Here is a 21,790-nt window from a genome sequence, read left to right on the forward strand (position 1 = left end):
GGCGCGTTTCCGATTGCCCTTCGGCATCGCCGGAATAGCAATCTGCCGCGTTGCCTGCCGGCAACGGCGCGAAGCGTACTTGTGACCGGCTCTCAGCGCAGACGCCTGCAGCGCGCGGGCGATGCGGCACATACCCACGACGTGCGGTTTATGATACCCTTCCCTGCTCTATTTCTCCGTAAACTGGCAGCGTCTATGAAATTTGTTTCTTTTAATATCAATGGACTGCGCGCGCGTCCCCATCAGCTGGCGGCGCTGGTCGAGCAGCATCAGCCCGATGTGATCGGCCTGCAGGAAACCAAAGTCCACGATGATATGTTTCCCCTCGAATCGGTCGCCGCACTGGGCTATCACGTCTTTTACCACGGTCAGAAAGGGCATTACGGCGTGGCGCTGCTGAGCAAAGTGGAACCGATCAGCGTGCAGCGCGGCTTCCCCGGCGATGACGATGAGGCCCAGCGCCGCATCATCATGGCTGAGATCCCCAGCCCGCTGGGAAATATCAGCGTCGTTAACGGCTACTTTCCGCAGGGAGAGAGTCGCGATCACCCGACCAAGTTCCCGGCTAAGGCGAAGTTTTACCAGGACCTGCAGGCGTGGCTGGAGACCCACCGTGACCCGGCGTCGCCGGTGTTGATTATGGGGGATATGAACATCAGCTGCCAGGATAGCGATATCGGTATTGGTGAAGAGAACCGCAAGCGCTGGCTGCGCACCGGCAAGTGTTCGTTTCTGCCGGAAGAGCGCGAATGGATGGATCGCCTGCTGGCGTGGGGGCTGGTCGATACGTGGCGCGCACAGCATCCGGAGGTGAGCGATCGTTTTTCATGGTTCGATTACCGTTCAAAAGGCTTTGATGATAACCGCGGACTGCGAATCGATTTATTACTGGCCAGCCGGGTACTGGCGGAACGCTGCCGTGCCAGCGGTATTGACTATGCGATTCGCAGCATGGAGAAACCTTCTGACCACGCCCCGGTGTGGGCCGAGTTCGACTTCGCATGACGGCGCAGGTCCTCGACGTGGTCGCGGGCATCATTACGCGGGATGGCCGCTTGCTGCTGGCGCAGCGCCCCAGCGGCGGCGATCAACCCGGCCTGTGGGAGTTTCCCGGCGGTAAAGTGGAGGCCGGAGAGAGCCAGCAGGACGCCTTGCGCCGCGAACTGACTGAGGAGCTGGGGATCGACGCCCGGCCGCTCCGCTTTGTTGCCAGTCACCGCCAGCGGATCGACGAGCGGGAGATCGTGCTCCACGCCTGGCATGTGGCCGACTTTGAGGGCGTACCGCAGCGGCGCTGCCATCAGGCGCTTCGCTGGGTGACCCCGGCAGAGGCCAGCCAGGTCAATCTGGCACCGGCCGATGTGCCGCTGCTGCTGGCGTTTATGGCACTGGCGCCGCGCTGATCCGTTGCCAGATCAGCGTGTTGGTGCCCAGCGTCTGCGTATCGCGTACACACTGAAGCAGCACCCCCGCCGACGTCACCACGGCGCCCTCGCTGAATAGCCGGTTATCAAACAGGCAGCAGCGCAGACAGGTTGGGGGCGCGGCCGTCTCTGCGCCGCGGGCGTCCGACGGCAGCGCCACAATCACGCCGGGCGGAGTATTGCTCAACGGCGCGGCCAGCGCCGTCATCGGTGCCAGCAGCAGCAGGATAGCACGCTGTCGTATCATACGGACTTCTCCTTGCGTTTGGCGGAGGCCTTGCGGCGTCGCGTCGCGGCTTTGTCGCCGGGTGGCCCCGCCAGCCCGCGAAATGTGCTGAGAACGGGTTGTTGACGAGCCTCATCGATTAACCCGCGCAGGGTGTCGACCAGCGGATGCATAAAGTCCTGGTAGCGACAGGCTTTCTCACTGATGCGGGTCAGGGTAGACTCCCAGTGCGCGGTCATATCCGGGTGCGCCGCCATCGCTGGCAGGGCGTGAATCAGCGCCCGCCCGGTAGACGTTGCGTGAATATAGCGCCCTCTTTTCTCGAGGAACGTGCGCTTAAACAGCAGTTCGATAATACCGGCCCGCGTGGCTTCGGTGCCCAGCCCGTCAGTAGCGCGCAACACCTTCTTCAATGCCTTATCCTGAACAAAACGGGCAATGCCGGTCATCGCCGACAGCAGGGTAGCATCGGTAAAGTGCCGCGGTGGCTGCGTCTGCTTCTCCAGCAACTCTCCCCGCTCGCACAGCAGCGTATCCCCTTTTGCCACCACGGGCAACGGCATGCCGTCGTTCTCCTCATCGCGCTCCTTACTGCCCAGCAGGGCACGCCAGCCGGCCTCGGCGAGAAAACGCGCTTTGGCAAGAAATGTGCCGCCGGCGATATCAAGCGCAATCACGCATTTGCGATACACCGCGTCGGGGCAGAACTGCATCAGATACTGACGGGCGATCAGCCCGTAAATTTGCGCTTCTTCCTGCGTCAGTGTGACCGCGCCAGCGCGCGCGGTCGGAATGATTGCATGGTGAGCATCAACTTTTTTATCATCCCAGCAGCGGTTACGTCGGTCAGCATCAAAATCCGCCGGCGGGGTCAGCGCCGGCTGATGCACCGCGATGGCATTCAGGACCGCATGACGGCCGGCAAAATGCTCATCGGGCAGATACCGGCTATCAGAGCGGGGATAGGTAATCAGCTTGTGGGTTTCATACAGACGCTGGCAGAGATCCAGCACTTTTTGCGCCGATAAACCGAAGCGCTTGGCCGCCTCAATTTGCAGCGTCGACAGCGAAAACGGCAGCGGGGCAATCTCGTTTTCCCGCTTATCCTGATAATCGGTGACCCCGGCGGGCTGACCGCCTATACGCTGCAGAACGTGCTCTGCCAGCGGCCGGTGTAGCAGTCGCCCCTCCTCATCCTGCCACGGCTCGCAGGCTTCACGGGGCTGCCATAGCGCCACAAAGCGCTGCTCATCCGGGGTCACAATGTGGGCTTTGACTTCGAAGAACGCCTTCGGCACGAAATTTTCAATCTCCTCATCGCGGCGCACGACCAGCCCGAGCACCGGGGTCTGTACCCGCCCTACCGACAGGACGCCCTGATAGCCAGCGCGCTGGCCCAGCAGGGTAAAGGCGCGGGTCATATTGATTCCGTAAAGCCAGTCGGCGCGCGCGCGCGCCAGCGCCGACACGCAAAGCGGAATAAACTCCCGGTTTTCCCGCAGCCGCCCGACGGCCCGCTCCACCGCCTGCGGATTGAGATCGTTAATCAAACAGCGCAGCACCGACTGCCGCTTTTCCGGCGCCAGCGCCAGATAATCCAGCACTTCATCGACCAGTAACTGCCCTTCCCGATCCGGGTCACCCGCATGCACCACCACGTCGGCCTTCGCCAACAGGCCCTTGACGACGTTGAGCTGTTTTGCCACCGAGGGGCGCGGCTGGAGCTGCCATTTTTCCGGCACAATCGGCAGATCGGCCAGGTTCCAGCGGGCATAGCGAGCATCATAGCGCTCGGGCCCCGCCTGCTCCAGCAGGTGGCCGACGCACCAGGTCACGACCTGATCCTCGCCGCAGGCAATATACCCCTCTCCGCGGCGGTGTGGTTTGGGGAGCACATCGGCAATCGCCCGAGCCAGACTGGGCTTTTCAGCAATAAATAGACGCATCAAAAATACACAACCTGGCGTTAAACGACGTGGATCAGCGGCTGGCCGTCCCGGGCGTCAGCCAGGGTACCAATGGCGCTGAGCGTGACACCGTGGCGGGCAGCAAGGGCGCGCAGGGCCGGTTCTGCGTCGGCGTCCGCGGCCACCAACAGGCCGCCGGAAGTCTGTGGATCGCACAGCAGCTGGCGCTGCACGTCGCTCAGGGGGCCGATGTCATCGCCGTAGCTGGCAGCGTTGCGCGCCGTCCCGCCCGGCACCGCGCCGGCGGCAAGATATTCACTGACGCCGGGCAGCAGCGGCACATCGGCAAAGCGTACCGTCGCCTGCAGCCCCGATCCGCGGCAAATCTCACCGAGGTGCCCCAGCAGGCCAAAACCGGTCACGTCCGTCATGGCACTGACGCCCGCTACCTCCGCCAGCGCGCTGCCAATGCGGTTAAGCTGGCACATGGTCTGCGTGGCCACGCCCTGGTGCTCCGCGCGCAGGATGCCTTTTTTTTCTGCGGTCGTCAGAATGCCAATCCCCAGCGGTTTGGTCAGCCACAGCGTACTGCCGGCGCGCGCCGCGCTGTTCTTCTTGACCCGCTCGACCGGCACCACGCCGGTCACCGCCAAGCCAAAAATGGGCTCGGGCGCGTCGATCGAATGCCCGCCGGCCAGCGCAATACCCGCCTGCTGGCAGGCGCTGCGTCCGCCCTCCACAACCTGACGCGCCACCTCCGGCGGCAGGGTATTCACCGGCCAGCCGAGTATGGCCACCGCCATCACCGGCTGACCGCCCATCGCATAGATATCGCTGATGGCATTCGTGGCGGCGATGCGGCCAAAATCAAAGGGATCGTCAACGATGGGCATAAAGAAATCGGTGGTGCTGATCACCGCGGTACCGTTGCCCAGATCGTACACCGCGGCGTCATCCCGCGTCTCGTTGCCCACCAGCAGGCGGGGATCGTGAAAGGGGGCGAGGTCAGAGTGCAGTATGGTATCGAGGACCTGGGGGGATATTTTACACCCGCAGCCGGCGCCGTGACTGTACTGGGTCAGGCGGATAGTGTGATTCATGGCCAACTCCTGTCGTGGAACCTGGCCGCTATGTTACCTGCTTCCACCGGCAGTGATAAGTGCGATTGTCAGGGGACGGTGCGGGCTACCCGAGCGGCACTGCTCCGCCAGCCCGCGCGCATTAAAAGCGGCTGACAAATGGCGCCGTATCCACCGGTTGTACGCTGGTAGCGGCCTTCAGCTGCGGCGTGCCCAGATAGAGAAAGCCGACAATCCGGTCTTCAGCGTTGCGGCAGCCAAAGGCCTCACGTACCGCAGCGTCTTCTGTCCAGGCACCGGTACGCCAGATGCCGTTAAAGCCCTGCGCCTGCGCGGCCATTTGCATTGCCATTACCGCACAGCCGGCGGAGACCACCTGTTCCCAGTGGGGCACCTTGGCGCTCGGCTGCGCGTGGGCCACCACGGTAATGATCATCGGGGCACGAAATGGCGCGTTGCGGGCCTTATCTATCGCCTTGTCATCCAGCCCATCCGCCGCGGCGCGGGTGGCGAGCAGATCGCTCAGCCGCTGACGGCCGGCGCCCTCCACGACGATAAACCGCCAGGGCTGCAGGCCACCGTGGTCCGGTGCACGCAGGCCGGCACGAAAGATCGATTCCAGCGCCTCACCGTGTGGGGCGGGGTCGGCCAGGCGGGAGGCAGAACGGCGATTGAGCAACAGCGCGAGTGCGTCCATCGAAAAAACTCCTGATAATGATTTGCATTGCGTTTACGCTAACACAGGTTATCCCTTTGTTATACCCCGCGACGTTTTTCCTGCTGACTTTCCCCGCCCTCAGCTTTAGGATGTCTTGACCCCGCCCGCTCCGGGCATTGGCAATCCTCTGCGAGATGGAGAAAACATGCGCATTTTGTGGCGTATCATCGCTGGCTTTTTCCGCTGGACATGGCGACTACTGAATTTTGTTCGCGAACTGGTAATGAATTTATTCTTCCTTTTTCTGCTGCTGGTCGGCGCAGGGATCTGGTTTCAACTTAACAGCGACACCCCGGCCGCGGCGCCCACTCAGGGCGCCCTGCGCATTGACCTGACCGGCGTCATCGTCGACAAGCCGAGCATGAATGACAAGCTCAGTAAGCTGGGACGCGAATTACTGGGTGCCGGCAGCGACAAGCTGCGGGAAAACTCACTGTTTGAGCTGGTGGATGCCATTCGTCAGGCGAAAGGCGATGGTAACATCACCGGTATTGTGCTCGATTTACGCAATTTTGCCGGTGGCGATCAGCCCTCGCTGGCATGGATTGGCAAGGCGCTGCGCGAGTTTCGCGACGCGGGTAAACCCATTTACGCCTTTGGCGATGTCTACAGCCAGCCGCAATATTACCTCGCCAGCTTTGCCAATAAAATTTATCTGGCCCCGCAGGGCGGCGTAGATCTGCACGGGTTTGCCACCAACGGTCTCTATTTTAAATCGCTGCTGGATAAGCTGGACGTCACTTCGCACGTGTTTCGCGTCGGCACCTACAAGTCCGCGGTCGAACCCTTCCTGCGTGACGATATGTCTCCGGCCGCCCGCGAGGCGGATAGCCGCTGGATTGGCGAGCTGTGGCAGAACTACCTCAACACCGTGGCCGGCAATCGCCAGATAACGCCGCAGCAGCTGTTCCCCGGCGCGGAAGGGATTATCGCCGGACTGCAGCAGAACGGCGGCGACAGCGCCCGCTATGCGCTGCACAATAAGCTGGTGGATGAGCTGAGTTCCGCCGCTGCCTTTGACGCCGCCATGATCAAAGTTTTTGGCTACGATGCGCAGCGTAAAGATTTCAACAGCATCCGTATCTACGACTACCCGCTGCGCGCCGGAGCCGGTGCCGGCGCCGCCGACAGCGGCAACATTGCGGTGATCGCGGTCAATGGCGCCATCATGGATGGTGAAGAGACCAACGGCGCGGTGGGTGGCGATACCACCGCCCAGCAAATCCGCGATGCGCGGCTTAACAAGGCGGTGAAAGCGATCATTTTGCGGGTGAACAGCCCCGGCGGCAGCGTGACCGCTTCAGAAACCATTCGCGCGGAACTGGCCGCTGCTAAAGCGGCCGGGAAACCGATCGTGGTCTCGATGGGCGGTATGGCGGCCTCCGGCGGTTACTGGGTCTCCACGCCGGCGGATTTCATTATCGCCAGCCCCAGCACGCTGACCGGTTCCATCGGCATTTTTGGGGTGATTAATACCGTGGAAAACAGCCTCAGCCGCATCGGCGTTCACAGCGACGGCGTGGCCACCTCTCCGCTGGCCGATGTTGCCGCCACCCGCGCGCTGCCACCGCAGGTGCAGCAAATGATGCAAATCACCATCGAGCACGGCTATAAAAACTTCGTCGACCTGGTCGCCGCCTCGCGTAAACAGACGCCGGAAGCCATCAACCGCATTGCGCAGGGCCACGTCTGGACCGGCAGCGACGCCAAACAGAACGGTCTGGTAGACGCACTGGGCGATTTTGACGATGCGGTCAGCCAGGCCGCCACGCTGGCTAAAGTCCGCGCTCCGACGCTGGTCTGGTATCAATCCGAACCGGGCTGGTTTGACCGCGTACTCAACCGATTTGACAGCAGCGCGCGCGCCTTGCTGCCCGCGGCGGTCAGCGCGTGGTTACCGCCGCCGGCGGCCAGCGCATTGAATGACTTCCGCCAGGCGTCAGACATGTTCAGCTACATGAATGATCCGCAACACCGCTACGCCTTCTGTCTCACCTGCGGCGACGTTCGCTAGTCCTGCTCTCAGCCCGACCGCTGGTCGGGCTGCTTTTCCCGCTGAATCCCCGTATACTTCGGCTCCTCTGTTCTCCCCCGGATGATTAAATAATGACGAAAAAATCCATCTACGTGGCCTATACCGGCGGCACGATCGGCATGCAACGCTCGGCGCAGGGGTATGTGCCCGCTTCCGGTCACCTGCAGCGCCAGCTGGCCCAAATGCCGGAATTCCATCGCCCCGAAATGCCCGCCTTTACCATTCATGAATACCACCCGCTGATGGACTCTTCCGACATGACGCCGGAAGACTGGCAAGCGATCGCCAACGATATCCGCGACCATTACCACGACTACGACGGTTTTGTTATCCTGCACGGCACGGACACCATGGCGTTTACCGCCTCAGCCCTCTCCTTTATGCTGGGCAATCTGGGTAAGCCGGTGATCGTGACAGGGTCACAAATCCCCCTGGCGGAACTGCGCTCCGACGGCCAGCAAAACCTGTTGAATGCGCTGTTTGTCGCCGCTAACTATCCTATTAATGAAGTGACGCTGTTTTTTAATAACACCCTTTATCGCGGTAATCGGACCACTAAAGCCCACGCTGACGGGTTTAACGCGTTTGATTCGCCGAATTTGCCACCGCTGCTGGAGGCCGGCATCCATATCCGCCGCCTGAATACCCCGCCGGCACCGGCCGGTCACGGTGATCTGCAGGTGCATCCGATCACCCCTCAGCCGATTGGCGTGGTCACCCTGTACCCGGGAATTTCCGCCGACGTGGTGCGCAATTTCTTGCGCCAACCGGTAAAAGCGCTGATCCTGCGCTCTTACGGCGTGGGCAACGCGCCGCAAAATGCCGAATTTCTGCAGGAGCTGCGAGACGCCTCCGCGCGCGGGATTGTGGTGGTCAACCTGACGCAGTGTATGTCCGGCAAGGTGAACATGGGGGGCTATGCCACCGGTAATGCGCTGGCCGATGCCGGAGTCATCAGCGGCGCCGATATGACCGTGGAGGCCACGCTGACCAAGCTACACTATTTGCTGAGCCAGCCGCTGGACAGCGCCGACGTGCGCCGGCGTATGCAGCAAAATCTGCGTGGTGAACTGACCCCGGACCCCATCGCAACGGCCTAACGGAGAGGAAAATGGAAAGCAAGCACGCCCTGGTGCTGATTGATTTACAAAATGACTTTTGTCCGGGCGGCGCCCTGGCCGTTAACCGTGGCGATGAGGTGATCGCCGTTGCCAATCGACTGGCGGAGGATTTCCGCCAGCGCGGTCAGTTGGTGGTGGCGTCGCAGGACTGGCATCCGCCCAATCATGGCAGCTTTGCTTCGGTGGCGGGCGAGCCGGTCTGGCAGCAGGGGGTATTGCATGGCCTGAGTCAGGTATGGTGGCCGGAACACTGTATCCAGCATCATCCCGGTGCGGCCTTTCACCCGCAGCTTAATCTCGCCCTGATCGATCAGGTTTTTACCAAAGGGGAAGACCCTACGGTGGACAGCTACAGCGCCTTTTTCGACAATGACCACCGCCGCGCAACCGGTCTCGACGGCTGGCTACGCAGCCAAAACGTGACCCGCCTGACGGTAATGGGTCTGGCAACGGATTATTGCGTGAAGTACAGCGTACTGGATGCGCTGGCGCTGGGCTTTGGCGTCGAAGTGATTCAGGCCGGCTGCCGCGGCGTGGATCTGACGCCCGGTGACAGCCAGCGGGCGCTGGCGGAGATGCAAAGTAAGGGCGCACAGCTGCTGTAACGAGACGGGTGCCGCGGCGCCCGTCGGGCAGTTACAGATCGAAGCGGGTAATCAGCGGATCGCTGATGCCGAACTCCTCTTTAAGCTGCCGTTTGGATTTGGTGACGATCGTGCCGTCCTGTCCAATGCTCATGTGCTGCGGCTCGGCGTTGTGTCGCGCCTGATATAGCATCACCACCTGCAGCGAATGCGCCTTTTGTTCGGCGGTCAACGCCACGCCGTCCGGCCATTTTCCGCACTCTACTGCGGTCAGCAGGCGCTGATACACTTCCGGTGTGACAGTAGCAATCAGTTGCTGCAGATCCATGGCTTAGCCCTCCGTTTCCAGTCCGTCGCGGTCGCTAAAGCGCAGCGCAGCGGAATTCACGCAGTAGCGCTCACCGGTTGGCTGCGGACCGTCGGGAAAGACGTGACCGAGATGGGCATCGCACTGACCGCAGCGAATTTCTGTGCGCTGCATACCGTGGCTGTTATCGTCGAGATAGTGAATCGCGTCATCGCTGACCGGCTGATAAAAGCTCGGCCAACCGCAGCCGGAATCGTATTTACTGTCGGAGTAAAACAGCGGTGCACGGCACACCAGGCAGTGATAAATCCCCTCCTCTTTGTTGTGCAGCAGCTTGCCGCTGTAGGGCGGCTCGGTGCCGCGCTGCTGGGTGACATAGCGCTGCATATCGTTCAGGACAACATCGTGGGGCTGACGAGGGGTATCTTTAGACATAAATGCGTTCTCAGGGAGAGTCGACGATGAAATTTTCGCGGGTATTCTAACAAAAAGCTAACATTCCCGGCTGAATATTTCGTGCAGTGCGACTATAGTCGCCAGTTGACGCCTTAAAACGTGACCAGGATCACCCTTTGCTGTACTCCCTCCTGTATCTTGCGCCCGGATGTTTCAGAATAGGGCGAAAGGCAGCGTCAGGCGCGGGTTTTCCCGTTCAACATGACGATCGCGGTATTGATTTGTCGCAATGATTGACACGATTCCGCTTGACGCCTGGAAGGGTTTTTGTAATTTTACAGCCAACCTTTTATTCACTAACCATAGCTGGTGGAATATATGACTATCAAAGTAGGTATCAACGGATTTGGTCGCATCGGACGTATCGTTTTCCGCGCTGCGCAGCAGCGTTCTGATGTAGAGATCGTGGCGATCAACGACCTGCTCGACGCAGATTACATGGCGTACATGCTCAAGTATGACTCCACTCACGGTCGCTTTGACGGCACCGTCGAAGTGAAAGACGGTCATCTGGTCGTGAACGGCAAAACTATCCGTGTTACCTCTGAGCGCGATCCGGCTAACCTGAAGTGGAACGACGTCGGTGTTGACGTGGTAGCTGAAGCCACCGGCATCTTCCTGACCAAAGAGACCGCGCAGAAGCACATTGATGCCGGCGCGAAAAAAGTGGTCATGACCGGTCCGTCCAAAGATGATACTCCGATGTTCGTTCGCGGTGCTAACTTTGAAAAGTACAACGGCGAAACCATCGTCTCTAATGCTTCCTGCACCACCAACTGCCTCGCGCCGCTGGCCAAAGTGATCAACGACAACTTCGGTATCATCGAAGGTCTGATGACCACGGTTCACGCCACCACCGCCACGCAGAAAACCGTTGATGGCCCGTCTCATAAAGACTGGCGCGGCGGCCGCGGTGCAGCGCAAAACATCATTCCGTCCTCGACCGGCGCGGCAAAAGCCGTAGGTAAAGTTCTGCCAGAACTGAACGGCAAACTGACCGGCATGGCGTTCCGCGTTCCGACCCCGAACGTCTCCGTGGTTGACCTGACCGTTCGCCTCGAAAAAGCAGCCAGCTACGAAGAGATCAAAAAAGCGATCAAAGCCGCCTCTGAAGGCCCGCTGAAAGGCGTGCTGGGCTATACCGAAGATGAAGTGGTTTCCACTGACTTCAACGGTGAAGTGCTGACTTCCGTGTTTGATGCCAAAGCCGGTATCGCGCTGAACGACAACTTTGTCAAACTGGTCTCCTGGTACGATAACGAAACCGGTTATTCCAACAAGGTTCTCGACCTGATCGCCCACATCTCTAAATAAGAGCGGCGCGCATCAGCGATACTCAGGGCGACTTCGGTCGCCCTTTTTTATGTCTCTTCACGAGGTGAATGATGCACGATGACCTGTTTTCGCTGCCGGTAGACGAGCAGCTCACCCCCTACATCACGCGACGCCGGGCCGGCGAGCTGCCGATACTGGTGATCGCGCATCCGCGGGTCCGCGCTGCGGTGGCGCTACAGGGAGCGCATTTACTGGCCTGGCAGCCCGGCGGTGCCCGTCCGGTTATCTGGGTGAGTGACAAAACCCAGCTGATCTCCGGCAAGGCCATTCGCGGCGGCGTACCGATCTGCTGGCCGTGGTTTGGCCCGGCGGGCGAGCCCGCGCACGGTTTTGCCCGCACGCAGCCGTGGGCCCTGTCGGCGCATGATGAGAATGACGATTGCGTGGTGCTGACGCTGAGCCTGAGTCAGAATGAGCAGACGCTGAAAATCTGGCCCCACCCTTTCACCCTGTTTGCCCGCTTTCGCTTCAGCGCCGATCGCTGTGAACTGGAGCTGGAAGCCCACGGTGATTTTCTCTCCAGCGGCGCGCTGCACAGCTATTTCGCCGTGGAGGACATCGCCGGGGTCACGGTTTCCGGCCTCGGCCAGCCCTACCTGGATAAAGTGCTTGACGGCGCGCCGGGCACCAGCCCGGACGGCACCCAGCGCTATACGCAGCGCGTCGATCGGATTTACACCGCACCGGACGCCTGCAGCGTCATACGGGATGAGGCCGGCAAGCGCACGCTGGAGATCTATCACCACTATCACTCTGACGTCGTCACCTGGAACCCGGGCGCGGCGCTGTCATGCAGCATGGCGGATATGCGCAATGACGGGTATCGGCAGTTTGTCTGCGTTGAAACCGCGCGGATCCACCAGCCGCTTAAGAGCGCGGCGGAGTGTCCGGCCCGACTGGCCGTGACCCTGCGCATTCGCCCCGACGCCGGCTAAGGCGCCGCTCCTGGATTCAGGGAGTCGGTAGCGCCATATGCAGTAAGGGAAAGGGCTTGCCCACGCCATCCAGCGGCGAGCGCGCGGGCTGGATAAACGCATTGTGCAGGGTGAACCCCACGGCCAGGGAGGTTGTTCGTTTACATCGACGGTGAGGGTGTCGTGGCGGGCGCGGGCGTGGTCCAGCAACTGGCGGCCGATGCCCTGGCCACGACGGTCGGAGTCAATAAACAGCATTTCTCATTGTGCCCGCCGGTGCCGACAACACCAGCGATACCCAGTGGGTCTTCATACACCCACACATCCAGGGCAGGCATCGGCAGGTAAGCGTCGCGCACCAAGGGGAGCAGGCGTTAAATGTCCCCCTCGGGGAGAACGTCATGGCTGGCGCGTACCGAGCGCTCCCGGCGCGGGGTCGTCAGCGATCGCGCGAGGTCGAATAGTCATTGCATTTATCCTTCTTATGGGGCCCCCTACGATCGCAAAAGGGCGCAAAGCGCCCTTTTTTCGTGCATTATCCGCCTCAGAAACTGTAGCTAACGCCGGTCCATAGCAGCATCTGGGCGCTTTTATCCACCATCGGGCTGTCTTTGATTTCATCACCCAGTCGGTTATAGCGCCCGGACACAAAACCGCGCCACTGGCTGCTGAACTGATAATCCGCAGTCAGCTCAACGTAAGGCGTCCAGCTGTCATCCGGGCGGTAGCTGTCAATCCCGGTACGGGCCGACTCGTGGCTGGAAACGCCATAGTAGTAGCGATTCTGATTGCCGCTGTTCCACAGCGCGCCAATGCCGGGCGTCAGGCCGAGGTTGCCCATCTGAATGCGGTACAGATAGGTCAAATCCCAGATAATCCCGTTACTGTTATTCAGTACATCCCCCACCAGCGTGGTGCGTACCGTACCCCACTCGGCTTCGTGCCGATAGTTAACACCGCCCATCAGGGTCATCCGGCGCTTATCGAGGGATTTCATGTCACCGAAATCGTTGTCTTTCGGCCGATACTCCTGCGGAGAACCAAGAATGGTCAGTGACAGCTTGTCCTGCGGTGTTTTCCACAGATAGTAGCCGCCCTGCAGGCTACGGAACCAGAAATCCTCACCCTCATAATTGATCACCGGCACCGGCAGGTAGCGATCCTGACCGCCGCGATAGGGGCTTTCACTGTAGATAACCGACGCGCCGACGGACCACGGCGTCGAGGGGGCCGCCAGCGCGGTGCCGCTGAGAAAAAATAGCCCCAGTGCGGTAAATTTGAATGGGTTCACAATATATTCAATCCATTAATAGAACAATCAGAAGCATGATTTTAACTGATATCAGTAAACAGGAATAATATTTACATTGTCGGTGGCACAAATCCTCCATTTGCCTCTCAGGCCGCAGCCGACGGGCCTTGCAACATGCGAATGCCCTTCGCTCGCGGTGACGACAATGCCGTTTTGTGACTTTGTTATTGAAAATTCTTTAAAAAAGAGTGCGGATGCGGAAAATTTTGCCAATGCCAACTACGATTAATCTGTGAAGTCGATTGACTGCGCCGTGTTAACCCTACCGCGTATGATTTCTGGTCAGTTGACAGCAAGTTGGCATAAGGGTTGCTGTATTCCTGTTTAGACGCGTTTCCGGGAGCCGACAGAAAGATTATTACGCTCCTTTTACCTGTGCTAAAAACAAAAGGACGGGCATCATTATGAATATATTCGATCACTATCGTCAGCGTTATGAAGCTGCCAAGGACGAAGAGTTCACTCTGCAGGAGTATCTTGCGGTATGTAAGCAAGATCGCAGTGCCTATGCCAATGCGGCGGAGCGTCTGCTGACCGCCATCGGCGAGCCAGTGATGGTCGACACCGCGCAGGAGCCACGTCTTTCCCGCCTGTTTTCTAACCGCGTCATCGCGCGCTATCCGGCATTTGAAGAGTTTTACGGGATGGAAGAAGCGATTGAGCAGATCGTCGCCTACCTGAAACATGCCGCGCAGGGTCTGGAAGAGAAGAAACAGATCCTCTACCTGCTCGGCCCGGTCGGCGGCGGTAAATCTTCACTGGCAGAGCGCCTGAAGTCCCTGATGCAGCGAGTGCCGATTTATGTGCTGAGCGCCGACGGCGAACGCAGCCCGGTCAATGACTCCCCGCTCTGCCTGTTTAATCCGCAGGAAGATGCCACCATTCTGGAGAAAGAGTACGCCATTCCCCGCCGCTACCTTGGCACGATCATGTCACCGTGGGCAGCCAAGCGCCTGCAGGAGTACGGCGGCGACATTACCCGCTTTAAAGTGGTAAAAGTTTGGCCATCGATCCTGCAGCAGGTAGCGATTGCCAAGACCGAGCCCGGGGATGAGAACAATCAGGATATCTCCGCGCTGGTGGGTAAAGTGGACATCCGCAAGCTGGAAAACCACGCTCAAAACGATCCTGATGCCTATGGCTATTCTGGCGCGCTGTGCCGCGCCAACCAGGGGATCATGGAGTTTGTAGAGATGTTTAAAGCGCCGATCAAGGTGCTTCACCCGCTGCTGACCGCCACTCAGGAGGGGAACTACAACGGGACAGAAGGCATTTCGGCGCTGCCGTTTAACGGGATCATTCTTGCGCACTCCAACGAATCGGAGTGGGTGCAGTTCCGTAACAATAAAAATAACGAGGCATTCCTCGACCGCGTCTACATCGTGAAGGTGCCCTACTGCCTGCGCGTATCGGAAGAGATGAAAATTTACGACAAGCTGCTCAATCATAGCGAGCTGATCCACGCGCCCTGCGCCCCGGGCACGCTGGAAACCCTGGCGCGCTTCTCGATCCTGTCGCGCCTGAAAGAGCCGGAGAACTCCAGCATTTACTCGAAGATGCGGGTCTATGATGGCGAAAGCCTGAAGGACACCGACCCGAAAGCCAAATCGTATCAGGAGTATCGCGACTACGCCGGCGTGGATGAAGGGATGAATGGCCTGTCCACACGCTTTGCGTTTAAAATCCTGTCGCGAGTCTTTAACTTTGATCATGCTGAAGTCGCCGCCAACCCGGTGCATCTGTTCTACGTTCTGGAACAGCAAATTGAACGTGAGCAGTTCCCGCAGGAGCAGGCGGAAAAATACCTCGAGCACCTGAAGGGCTATCTGATCCCGAAATATGCGGAATTTATTGGCAAGGAGATCCAGACGGCCTATCTCGAATCCTATTCGGAATATGGTCAAAATATTTTCGATCGCTATGTAACCTACGCCGATTTCTGGATCCAGGATCAGGAATACCGCGATCCGGATACCGGCCAGCTCTTTGATCGCGAATCGCTTAACGCTGAACTGGAAAAAATTGAAAAGCCGGCCGGGATCAGCAATCCAAAAGATTTTCGCAACGAGATTGTTAACTTTGTGCTGCGTGCCCGAGCGCACAACAGCGGCCGGAATCCGAACTGGACCAGCTACGAGAAGCTGCGTACGGTGATAGAGAAGAAAATGTTCTCTAACACCGAGGAGCTGCTGCCGGTGATTTCGTTTAACGCGAAAACCTCCACGGACGAACAGAAAAAGCATGATGATTTTGTCGATCGCATGATGGAAAAAGGCTACACCCGCAAGCAGGTTCGCCTGCTGTGTGAATGGTATCTGCGCGTGCGTAAATCGTCATAAGCGGGTTACCCGCCTGCTCTTCCAGGCCGGGCCTGCCCCGGCCTGGACCGCCACAATTCAGGGGGAGCTATGGCCTATTTCATCGACAGGCGCCTTAACGGTAAAAACAAAAGCGCGGTTAACCGCCAGCGCTTTCTGCGTCGCTACAAAACGCAGATTAAACAGTCGATCGCCGAGGCTATCAATAAGCGCTCGGTGACCGACATTGACAGCGGCGAGTCCGTCTCTATTCCGATTGATGATATCAACGAGCCTATCTTCCACCAGGGGCGCGGCGGTGAGCGTCACCGCGTGCATCCGGGCAATGATCACTTTGTGCAGAACGACCGCGTAGAGCGTCCGCAGGGCGGCGGCGGCGGAAGCGGGAGCGGTCAGGGCAACGCCAGTCAGGATGGCGAGGGCAAAGATGAATTCAGCTTTCAGATCTCTAAAGAGGAATATCTGGACCTGCTGTTTGAAGATTTAGCCCTGCCCAATTTGCGTAAAAATCAGCAGCGCCAGCTGAACGAGTATAAAACCCACCGCGCGGGCTATACCGCTAACGGCGTGCCGGCGAATATCAGCGTGGTGCGTTCGCTGCAAAACTCACTCGCCAGGCGTACGGCAATGAACGCCGGTAAGCGCCGCGAACTGCAGGCGCTGGAGGAGGAGCTGGCGCGGGTTGAGCAGACGGAACCGGCCCGGCTGTTGGAGGAGGAGCGACTGCGCAACGCGATCGCCGACCTGCGGCAGCGTATTGCCCGGGTGCCCTTTATTGACACGTTTGACCTGCGCTTCAAGAACTTCGAGAAGCGTCCCGAGCCCTCCAGCCAGGCGGTGATGTTCTGCCTGATGGACGTTTCCGGATCGATGGACCAGGCCACCAAGGATATGGCCAAGCGCTTCTATATCCTGCTCTATCTGTTCCTTAGCCGCACCTATAAGAACGTCGAGGTGGTCTATATTCGCCACCACACTCAGGCGAAAGAGGTCGACGAACAGGAGTTTTTCTATTCGCAGGAGACCGGCGGCACCATCGTCTCCAGCGCCCTGAAGCTTATGTCTGAAGTGGTCACTGCGCGCTACGATCCGACGCAGTGGAACATCTATGCGGCTCAGGCGTCCGATGGTGATAACTGGGCGGACGACTCGCCGCTATGCCATGAGATTCTGGCCGGGCAGATTTTACCCATCGCCCGCTACTACACGTATATCGAAATCACCCGCCGGGCGCACCAGACTCTGTGGCGCGAATATGAACACCTGCAGGCGCGCTTTGATAACTTCGCCATTCAGCATATCCGTGAGCCGGAGGATATTTACCCGGTGTTTCGTGAGCTGTTTCGTCAGCAAACTGAAGAGCAATACTGATCTCCCAACGTCGGCCAGCCCCCCGCTGGTCGACGCAGTTTCGATCTGCGTGCTTTTTTTCCCCTCTTCATTAAAAAAACTCCCTTAATGCCACATAATTCACGCCATTCTGTGCTTTAATGCCGGGAAAGGCTGAGGCTTTCACGGCTACTTAACCAGTCTTGACTGTGTATCATCACCAGCAGAGGAGAGCCCGGGTTTGGACACCAACACGGTTTATAGCTTATTCATCATTGGTTCGGTGTTGGTGGCGGCGAGCATTTTGCTCAGTTCCTTCTCCTCACGACTTGGCATCCCGATTTTAGTCATTTTCCTCGCGCTGGGCATGTTGGCCGGCGTCGACGGCGTCGGCGGCATCGCCTTCGATAATTATCCCATCGCATATTTGGTGAGCAATCTGGCGCTGGCGGTGATCCTGTTGGACGGCGGGATGCGCACCCAGGCCAGTTCGTTTCGCGTGGCCCTCGGCCCGGCCCTGTCGCTGGCGACGGTCGGCGTGCTGATCACCTCGGGGCTGACCGGTGCCATGGCCGCATGGCTGTTTCATCTGGACCTGATGGAGGGGTTCCTGGTCGGGGCGATTGTCGGATCAACCGATGCCGCCGCGGTGTTCTCCCTGCTCGGCGGTAAAGGGCTCAACGAGCGCGTTAACGCCACGCTGGAGATCGAATCTGGCAGTAATGACCCGATGGCGGTATTTCTGACCATTACCCTGATTGAGATGATTCAGCAGGGGCAAACCGGCATCAACACCATGTTCCTCGTTCACCTGATTCAGCAGTTCGGCCTCGGTATCGCGCTGGGTCTCGGCGGCGGCTGGGCGCTTAAGCAGCTGATTAACCGGATCTCTCTGGCCCACGGCCTCTATCCCCTGCTGGCGCTTAGCGGGGGGATTCTGGTGTTTGCCCTGACCACGGTGCTGGAGGGTAGCGGCATTCTGGCGGTGTATCTGTGCGGATTCCTGCTCGGGAACCAGCCGATTCGTAACCGCCATGGCATCCTGCAAACCTTCGACGGCATGGCCTGGCTGAGCCAGATTGGCATGTTTCTGGTGCTCGGGCTGCTGGTCAACCCGCGCGACCTGTGGTTGATAGCCGTGCCGGCGCTGATCCTGTCGGCGTGGATGATCCTGTTCGCCCGCCCGCTGTCGGTGTTTATCGGCCTGCTGCCGTTTCGCGGTTTCAACCTGCGGGAGCGCTGCTTTATCAGCTGGGTCGGCCTGCGCGGCGCGGTACCGATTATCCTCGCGGTGTTTCCGATGATGGCCGGACTGGAAAACGCTTCACTCTATTTCAATATCGCCTTCTTTATCGTGCTGGTCTCGCTGATGGTTCAGGGCACGTCTCTAACCGCCGCCGCGCGGCGCGCGCGGGTGATTGTCCCGCCGACGGCCTCCCCGATTAACCGCGTCGGTCTTGACATCCACCCGGAAAACCCGTGGGAACAGTTTGTCTATCAGCTCAGCGCGGATAAGTGGTGCGTTGGCGCCGCGCTGCGCGACCTGCAGATGCCGCGCGAGACGCGCATCGCCGCACTGTTTCGCGATAATCAGCTGCTGCACCCGGCGGGTAACACCCGCCTGCGCGAGGGGGACGTGCTGTGCGTGATTGGCCGCGAGCGCGATCTGCCGGCGCTGGGCAAACTGTTCAGCCAGTCGCCGCCGGTCTCGCTCGATCAGCGCTTCTTCGGTGACTTTATTCTCGAAGCCTCGGCCCGGCTGAGCGACATTGCCGAAGTCTACGGCCTCGAGCTGGATGAGGAGACCGACGGCGACCAGACCATTGGTCGGCTGGTGATGGGACTGATTGGCGGCGCGCCGGTAGTGGGCGACCAGGTCGAGTGGCAGGACATGCTGTGGACGGTGGCGGAAAAAGAGGATAACCAGGTGGTGAAAATCGGTATCCGTTCGGTCGAAGATCGGGAATAATCGCGTCGGGGGGCCCTGGCCCCTTGCTTTCTGTTTAAAATGTGCGCACTCTGACATTTCCTCATGTTGACCGGGAGTGACCGATGGCACAGGTAATTAAAATTGCGCGCTACGACGTGGTGGACGCCGAGTTCGAGGGCGACCACATTCGTATTCCGGAAAAAACCAACCCCACGCTCAGCTATCAGCTGGACGGCTGGGATCGCGATACCGCCGTTCATGCCTCAATCGACGGCCAGCGGCTGGATTTACAGCTGGACCACTACGACGACAGCAAGGCCAGCTGGGTACTGAAAAAACCGGCCTGAGCCGGTGCCGCCTGCGGGCGGCGCCCTTTTGGCACCTATCGTTAACTCTCCTCGCCTTTTTACTTTCTTTTCTGCTCCGTTCGCTCTACCCTGTGCGGCTTGTTTTTTTTGCCTGATCCGAGGGAGTGCGAATGCAACGTTTTACTCTGCTGTTGTTAAGCCTGGTGCTGCTGGCGCCACTGGGTATTGATCTCTACCTGCCTACCCTGCCGGACATTGCCGACGGGCTTAACACCCCGGTCAGTACGCTGCAGACCACCATCCCGCTGTTCCTGCTGATCATGGGACTGGGCCAGCTGATCGCCGGTCCGCTGGTTGATAACGTTGGCCGCAAGCCAATCGCGCTGATTGGACTGGCGCTGTATCTCGTCGGCAGCGTGGTCGGTGCAACCGCCACCGGCTGGTATCCGTTCCTGCTGGCGCGCATCATTCAGGGCACCGCGGTTTGCTGTACGGCGGTGGTGGCCTTTAGCGGCGTTCGCGATCGCCTAAGCGGTGATGATGCCGCCCGCGCCTATGGCTTCCTTAACGGGGCCCTGAATATCGTACCGGCACTGGCGCCGATGCTGGGGGGATTCCTTGCAGAGGCCTGGAACTGGCGCGCACCGTTCTGGTTCCTTGCCGGCTACGCGCTGTTTATCGGCGTGCTGATTACGCTGTTTTTACCGGAAACGCGCCCGGCGGAAACGCAAAGGGTGCGCGGCCTGCCCCTGCGCCAGTACGGTGCGATCTTGCGTCAGCCTCGCTTTCTGATCTTTGCCCTCGCCAACGCCGGCGCGCTGGGAATGGTGCTGACCTATGTCTCGCTGGCGCCGGAAGTGTTGATGAATCAGGGGGGACTGAACGCGCTGCAGTTTTCTATCGCCTTTGGCGCTAACGGCTTTTGGATCATGCTGGTCAGCATGGTGGTGAATAAAATCATTCGTAAGGCCGGCCGCCCATTCTGTCTTGCAACCGGCGGCGTGGCGATGCTGCTGGGCCTGCTGATGCTGTGGGCCGGCGTGACGCTGTTCCCCGCGGCGCTGCAGCATCACTGGGCGCTGTATATGTTTCCGGTGGCCGTGGCGGTCGCCGGCCTGGCCTTCATTGTCGGTCCGGCCACCAGCTACGCGCTGGAGCCCTATCAGCAGCAGGCGGGGGTTGCCTCTGCGCTGGCCGGCTTTATTCAAATGGCGGGGGGATCGTCGGCCGGACTGGCCATGATGGCCTTACCGCTGGCGGAGAAGAGCGCGCTGGGGATCATGATGCTGGTGGGCGCGGCGTTGGCATTCCTGGCCGCCTACTGGACGCGAAAACTGCACGGCACCCTGCAGCAGGTCAACTGTCGGGCCTGATACTCAGATGGGCCGGGAACGCCGGCCCATCCTGCTTAGCGCAGCACCATCGGTACCCGCGGTGTCACGGCGCACATCAGTTCATAGCCTACCGTGCCGGCAGCGCCGGCCACGTCGTCAATCTTCACGTTGTCGCCCCAGAGCTCCACGTGGCTGCCAATTCCCGCCTGCGGACAGGGCGTTAAATCCACCATCAGCATATCCATTGACACCGTACCCAGCGTGCGGGTCAGGACGCCGTCGACGCGCACCGGCGTACCGGTCGGCGCATGGCGCGGGTAGCCGTCAGCATAGCCGCAGGCCACCACGCCGATCCGCTGACCGGCGTCGGCGCGGTAGCGCTGACCGTAGCCTACCCCCTCACCGGCCGCCAGCGTTTGCACTGCGATCAGCTCACTCTCCAGCGACATCACCGGCTTCAGCCCGCTGCTGGCAATATCCTGCCACGCTCCGCTCGGTGATGCGCCATACAGGATAATGCCCGGTCGCACCCAGTCATGATGGGCCTGCGGATGCCACAGCGTCGCCGCCGAGTTTGCATAGCTCCGCGGGACCTGCAGACCTTCGCTCGCCTGCGCCATCCGCGCCAGCGGCGTGACGATCCCCTCCTCCTGCTCGGCCTGGGCAAAGTGGGTCATCAGCGTCATTTCGCCCACGTTGTCGAGCGCCCGCAGCTTCTGCCAGACATTAGGCAACTGCGCCGGCGCAAAGCCGAGGCGATTCATGCCGCTGTTGACCTTCACATACACATCCAGCGGCGCGCGAGGCTCCGCCTCCGCCAGGGCTTTAACCTGCCAGTTGCTATGCACGCTGGTGGTCAGGCGATAGCGATCGAGCAGCGGCAGTTCATCGGGATGGAAAAACCCCTCCAGCAGCAGAATCGGTTTTTTCCACCCCTGCTCGCGCAGCAGGATCGCCTCTTCCAGATTCAACAGGGCAAACCCGTCAGTCTGCGCCAGTGCTGGCCAGCTGCGCGCAATGCCATGCCCGTAGGCATTGGCTTTTACCACCGACCAGATGCGCGATTGCGGCGCCGCCTGGCGGACGATACTCAGATTATGTCGCAATGCGTCGCCATTCACGGTGGCCACTATCGGACGTGACATGCTTTACT

General features: G+C 59.8%; 20 protein-coding genes. 12 read left to right on the forward strand and 8 right to left on the reverse strand.

What is annotated here, in order from left to right; translation table 11 throughout:
* Positions 1 to 195: 195 nt before the first annotated feature.
* The gene (gene xthA, locus BS626_RS08440; RefSeq protein ID WP_075181931.1) at positions 196 to 1,005 is read left to right on the forward strand and encodes an exodeoxyribonuclease III; all 810 of its coding nucleotides are present in this window, start codon (positions 196 to 198) and stop codon (positions 1,003 to 1,005) included.
* Complete coding sequence (locus BS626_RS08445; protein ID WP_075181932.1) at positions 1,002 to 1,403, forward strand: pyrimidine (deoxy)nucleoside triphosphate diphosphatase; 402 nt, start codon at positions 1,002 to 1,004, stop codon at positions 1,401 to 1,403. The genes xthA and BS626_RS08445 overlap by 4 nt, the downstream gene beginning before the upstream one ends.
* Here BS626_RS08445 and BS626_RS08450 read toward each other — a convergent pair.
* From BS626_RS08450 to BS626_RS08465, 4 genes are all read right to left on the reverse strand, one after another.
* Positions 1,381 to 1,671 carry a DUF1496 domain-containing protein gene (locus BS626_RS08450; RefSeq protein WP_083615919.1) on the reverse strand — a complete coding sequence of 97 codons (291 nt, stop codon included), beginning with the start codon at positions 1,669 to 1,671 and terminating at the stop codon, positions 1,381 to 1,383. The two genes, BS626_RS08445 and BS626_RS08450, sit on opposite strands and share 23 nt — an antisense overlap.
* Positions 1,668 to 3,596, reverse strand: a complete 1,929-nt coding sequence (locus tag BS626_RS08455) for a DNA topoisomerase III (RefSeq protein ID WP_075181933.1) — start codon at positions 3,594 to 3,596, stop codon at positions 1,668 to 1,670. Before BS626_RS08455 ends, BS626_RS08450 begins: the two co-directional genes overlap by 4 nt.
* 20 nt (positions 3,597 to 3,616) lie before the next feature.
* Entirely contained in the window at positions 3,617 to 4,657 is a 1,041-nt protein-coding gene (selD, locus tag BS626_RS08460) for a selenide, water dikinase SelD (protein WP_075181934.1), read from the reverse strand.
* 121 nt (positions 4,658 to 4,778) lie between these two features.
* Positions 4,779 to 5,333, reverse strand: a complete 555-nt coding sequence (locus BS626_RS08465) for an NAD(P)H nitroreductase (protein WP_075181935.1) — start codon at positions 5,331 to 5,333, stop codon at positions 4,779 to 4,781.
* A gap of 166 nt (positions 5,334 to 5,499) precedes the next feature.
* On the opposite strand from BS626_RS08465, the gene sppA reads away from it, so the two are divergent.
* The 3 genes from sppA to pncA all read left to right on the forward strand — a co-directional run bounded on the left by sppA (position 5,500) and on the right by pncA (position 9,115).
* Complete coding sequence (sppA, locus tag BS626_RS08470; RefSeq protein ID WP_075181936.1) at positions 5,500 to 7,368, forward strand: signal peptide peptidase SppA; 1,869 nt, start codon at positions 5,500 to 5,502, stop codon at positions 7,366 to 7,368.
* A gap of 92 nt (positions 7,369 to 7,460) precedes the next feature.
* Entirely contained in the window at positions 7,461 to 8,489 is a 1,029-nt protein-coding gene (ansA, locus tag BS626_RS08475; protein WP_075181937.1) for an asparaginase, read from the forward strand.
* Positions 8,490 to 8,500: 11 nt separating this feature from the next.
* Positions 8,501 to 9,115: a bifunctional nicotinamidase/pyrazinamidase gene (gene pncA, locus BS626_RS08480; protein ID WP_075181938.1), complete on the forward strand. Its 615-nt coding sequence runs from the start codon at positions 8,501 to 8,503 to the stop codon at positions 9,113 to 9,115.
* Positions 9,116 to 9,146: 31 nt separating this feature from the next.
* Here pncA and BS626_RS08485 read toward each other — a convergent pair whose 3' ends face one another.
* Entirely contained in the window at positions 9,147 to 9,422 is a 276-nt protein-coding gene (locus BS626_RS08485) for a YeaC family protein (protein WP_075181939.1), read from the reverse strand.
* A gap of 3 nt (positions 9,423 to 9,425) precedes the next feature.
* Positions 9,426 to 9,836 (reverse strand): peptide-methionine (R)-S-oxide reductase MsrB, encoded by a 411-nt coding sequence (gene msrB, locus BS626_RS08490; RefSeq protein WP_075181940.1) that lies wholly within the window; start codon positions 9,834 to 9,836, stop codon positions 9,426 to 9,428.
* Between the two features lie 339 nt (positions 9,837 to 10,175).
* Here msrB and gapA point away from each other — a divergent pair, with 339 nt between their 5' ends.
* Positions 10,176 to 11,171, forward strand: a complete 996-nt coding sequence (gapA, locus tag BS626_RS08500) for a glyceraldehyde-3-phosphate dehydrogenase (protein ID WP_075181941.1) — start codon at positions 10,176 to 10,178, stop codon at positions 11,169 to 11,171.
* A 71-nt stretch (positions 11,172 to 11,242) separates the two neighbouring features.
* Entirely contained in the window at positions 11,243 to 12,127 is an 885-nt protein-coding gene (locus tag BS626_RS08505; RefSeq protein ID WP_075181942.1) for a D-hexose-6-phosphate mutarotase, read from the forward strand.
* Positions 12,128 to 12,650: 523 nt separating this feature from the next.
* On the opposite strand, the gene BS626_RS08515 is transcribed toward BS626_RS08505, so the two are convergent.
* On the reverse strand, positions 12,651 to 13,397 hold the full coding sequence (locus BS626_RS08515) for a MipA/OmpV family protein (protein ID WP_083615920.1): 747 nt from the start codon (positions 13,395 to 13,397) through the stop codon (positions 12,651 to 12,653).
* A 425-nt stretch (positions 13,398 to 13,822) separates the two neighbouring features.
* On the opposite strand from BS626_RS08515, the gene yeaG reads away from it, so the two are divergent.
* From yeaG to BS626_RS08540, 5 genes are all read left to right on the forward strand, one after another.
* The gene (gene yeaG, locus BS626_RS08520; RefSeq protein WP_075181943.1) at positions 13,823 to 15,757 is read left to right on the forward strand and encodes a protein kinase YeaG; all 1,935 of its coding nucleotides are present in this window, start codon (positions 13,823 to 13,825) and stop codon (positions 15,755 to 15,757) included.
* 69 nt (positions 15,758 to 15,826) lie between these two features.
* Complete coding sequence (locus BS626_RS08525; RefSeq protein ID WP_075181944.1) at positions 15,827 to 17,107, forward strand: YeaH/YhbH family protein; 1,281 nt, start codon at positions 15,827 to 15,829, stop codon at positions 17,105 to 17,107.
* A gap of 199 nt (positions 17,108 to 17,306) precedes the next feature.
* Positions 17,307 to 19,034 (forward strand): potassium/proton antiporter, encoded by a 1,728-nt coding sequence (locus tag BS626_RS08530; RefSeq protein WP_075181945.1) that lies wholly within the window; start codon positions 17,307 to 17,309, stop codon positions 19,032 to 19,034.
* An 83-nt stretch (positions 19,035 to 19,117) separates the two neighbouring features.
* The gene (locus tag BS626_RS08535; protein WP_075181946.1) at positions 19,118 to 19,342 is read left to right on the forward strand and encodes a DUF1480 family protein; all 225 of its coding nucleotides are present in this window, start codon (positions 19,118 to 19,120) and stop codon (positions 19,340 to 19,342) included.
* A gap of 131 nt (positions 19,343 to 19,473) precedes the next feature.
* On the forward strand, positions 19,474 to 20,676 hold the full coding sequence (locus BS626_RS08540) for a multidrug effflux MFS transporter (RefSeq protein WP_075181947.1): 1,203 nt from the start codon (positions 19,474 to 19,476) through the stop codon (positions 20,674 to 20,676).
* A 35-nt stretch (positions 20,677 to 20,711) separates the two neighbouring features.
* Here the strand turns inward: BS626_RS08540 and dadX are convergent, their stop codons facing one another.
* Entirely contained in the window at positions 20,712 to 21,782 is a 1,071-nt protein-coding gene (dadX, locus tag BS626_RS08545; protein WP_075181948.1) for a catabolic alanine racemase DadX, read from the reverse strand.
* Positions 21,783 to 21,790 lie beyond the last annotated feature (8 nt).

The organism is Pantoea sp. 1.19, assembly GCF_001922585.1.
GTDB lineage: Bacteria > Pseudomonadota > Gammaproteobacteria > Enterobacterales > Enterobacteriaceae > 1-19.

What these genes read in the sequence shown, in the direction of transcription:
- xthA (WP_075181931.1), top strand. Translation starts at nt 196, where the DNA reads ATGAAATTTGTTTCTTTTAATATCAATGGACTGCGCGCGCGTCCCCAT.
- BS626_RS08445 (WP_075181932.1), top strand. Translation starts at nt 1,002, where the DNA reads ATGACGGCGCAGGTCCTCGACGTGGTCGCGGGCATCATTACGCGGGAT.
- BS626_RS08450 (WP_083615919.1), bottom strand. Translation starts at nt 1,671, where the DNA reads ATGATACGACAGCGTGCTATCCTGCTGCTGCTGGCACCGATGACGGCG.
- BS626_RS08455 (WP_075181933.1), bottom strand. Translation starts at nt 3,596, where the DNA reads ATGCGTCTATTTATTGCTGAAAAGCCCAGTCTGGCTCGGGCGATTGCC.
- selD (WP_075181934.1), bottom strand. Translation starts at nt 4,657, where the DNA reads ATGAATCACACTATCCGCCTGACCCAGTACAGTCACGGCGCCGGCTGC.
- BS626_RS08465 (WP_075181935.1), bottom strand. Translation starts at nt 5,333, where the DNA reads ATGGACGCACTCGCGCTGTTGCTCAATCGCCGTTCTGCCTCCCGCCTG.
- sppA (WP_075181936.1), top strand. Translation starts at nt 5,500, where the DNA reads ATGCGCATTTTGTGGCGTATCATCGCTGGCTTTTTCCGCTGGACATGG.
- ansA (WP_075181937.1), top strand. Translation starts at nt 7,461, where the DNA reads ATGACGAAAAAATCCATCTACGTGGCCTATACCGGCGGCACGATCGGC.
- pncA (WP_075181938.1), top strand. Translation starts at nt 8,501, where the DNA reads ATGGAAAGCAAGCACGCCCTGGTGCTGATTGATTTACAAAATGACTTT.
- BS626_RS08485 (WP_075181939.1), bottom strand. Translation starts at nt 9,422, where the DNA reads ATGGATCTGCAGCAACTGATTGCTACTGTCACACCGGAAGTGTATCAG.
- msrB (WP_075181940.1), bottom strand. Translation starts at nt 9,836, where the DNA reads ATGTCTAAAGATACCCCTCGTCAGCCCCACGATGTTGTCCTGAACGAT.
- gapA (WP_075181941.1), top strand. Translation starts at nt 10,176, where the DNA reads ATGACTATCAAAGTAGGTATCAACGGATTTGGTCGCATCGGACGTATC.
- BS626_RS08505 (WP_075181942.1), top strand. Translation starts at nt 11,243, where the DNA reads ATGCACGATGACCTGTTTTCGCTGCCGGTAGACGAGCAGCTCACCCCC.
- yeaG (WP_075181943.1), top strand. Translation starts at nt 13,823, where the DNA reads ATGAATATATTCGATCACTATCGTCAGCGTTATGAAGCTGCCAAGGAC.
- BS626_RS08525 (WP_075181944.1), top strand. Translation starts at nt 15,827, where the DNA reads ATGGCCTATTTCATCGACAGGCGCCTTAACGGTAAAAACAAAAGCGCG.
- BS626_RS08535 (WP_075181946.1), top strand. Translation starts at nt 19,118, where the DNA reads ATGGCACAGGTAATTAAAATTGCGCGCTACGACGTGGTGGACGCCGAG.
- BS626_RS08540 (WP_075181947.1), top strand. Translation starts at nt 19,474, where the DNA reads ATGCAACGTTTTACTCTGCTGTTGTTAAGCCTGGTGCTGCTGGCGCCA.
- dadX (WP_075181948.1), bottom strand. Translation starts at nt 21,782, where the DNA reads ATGTCACGTCCGATAGTGGCCACCGTGAATGGCGACGCATTGCGACAT.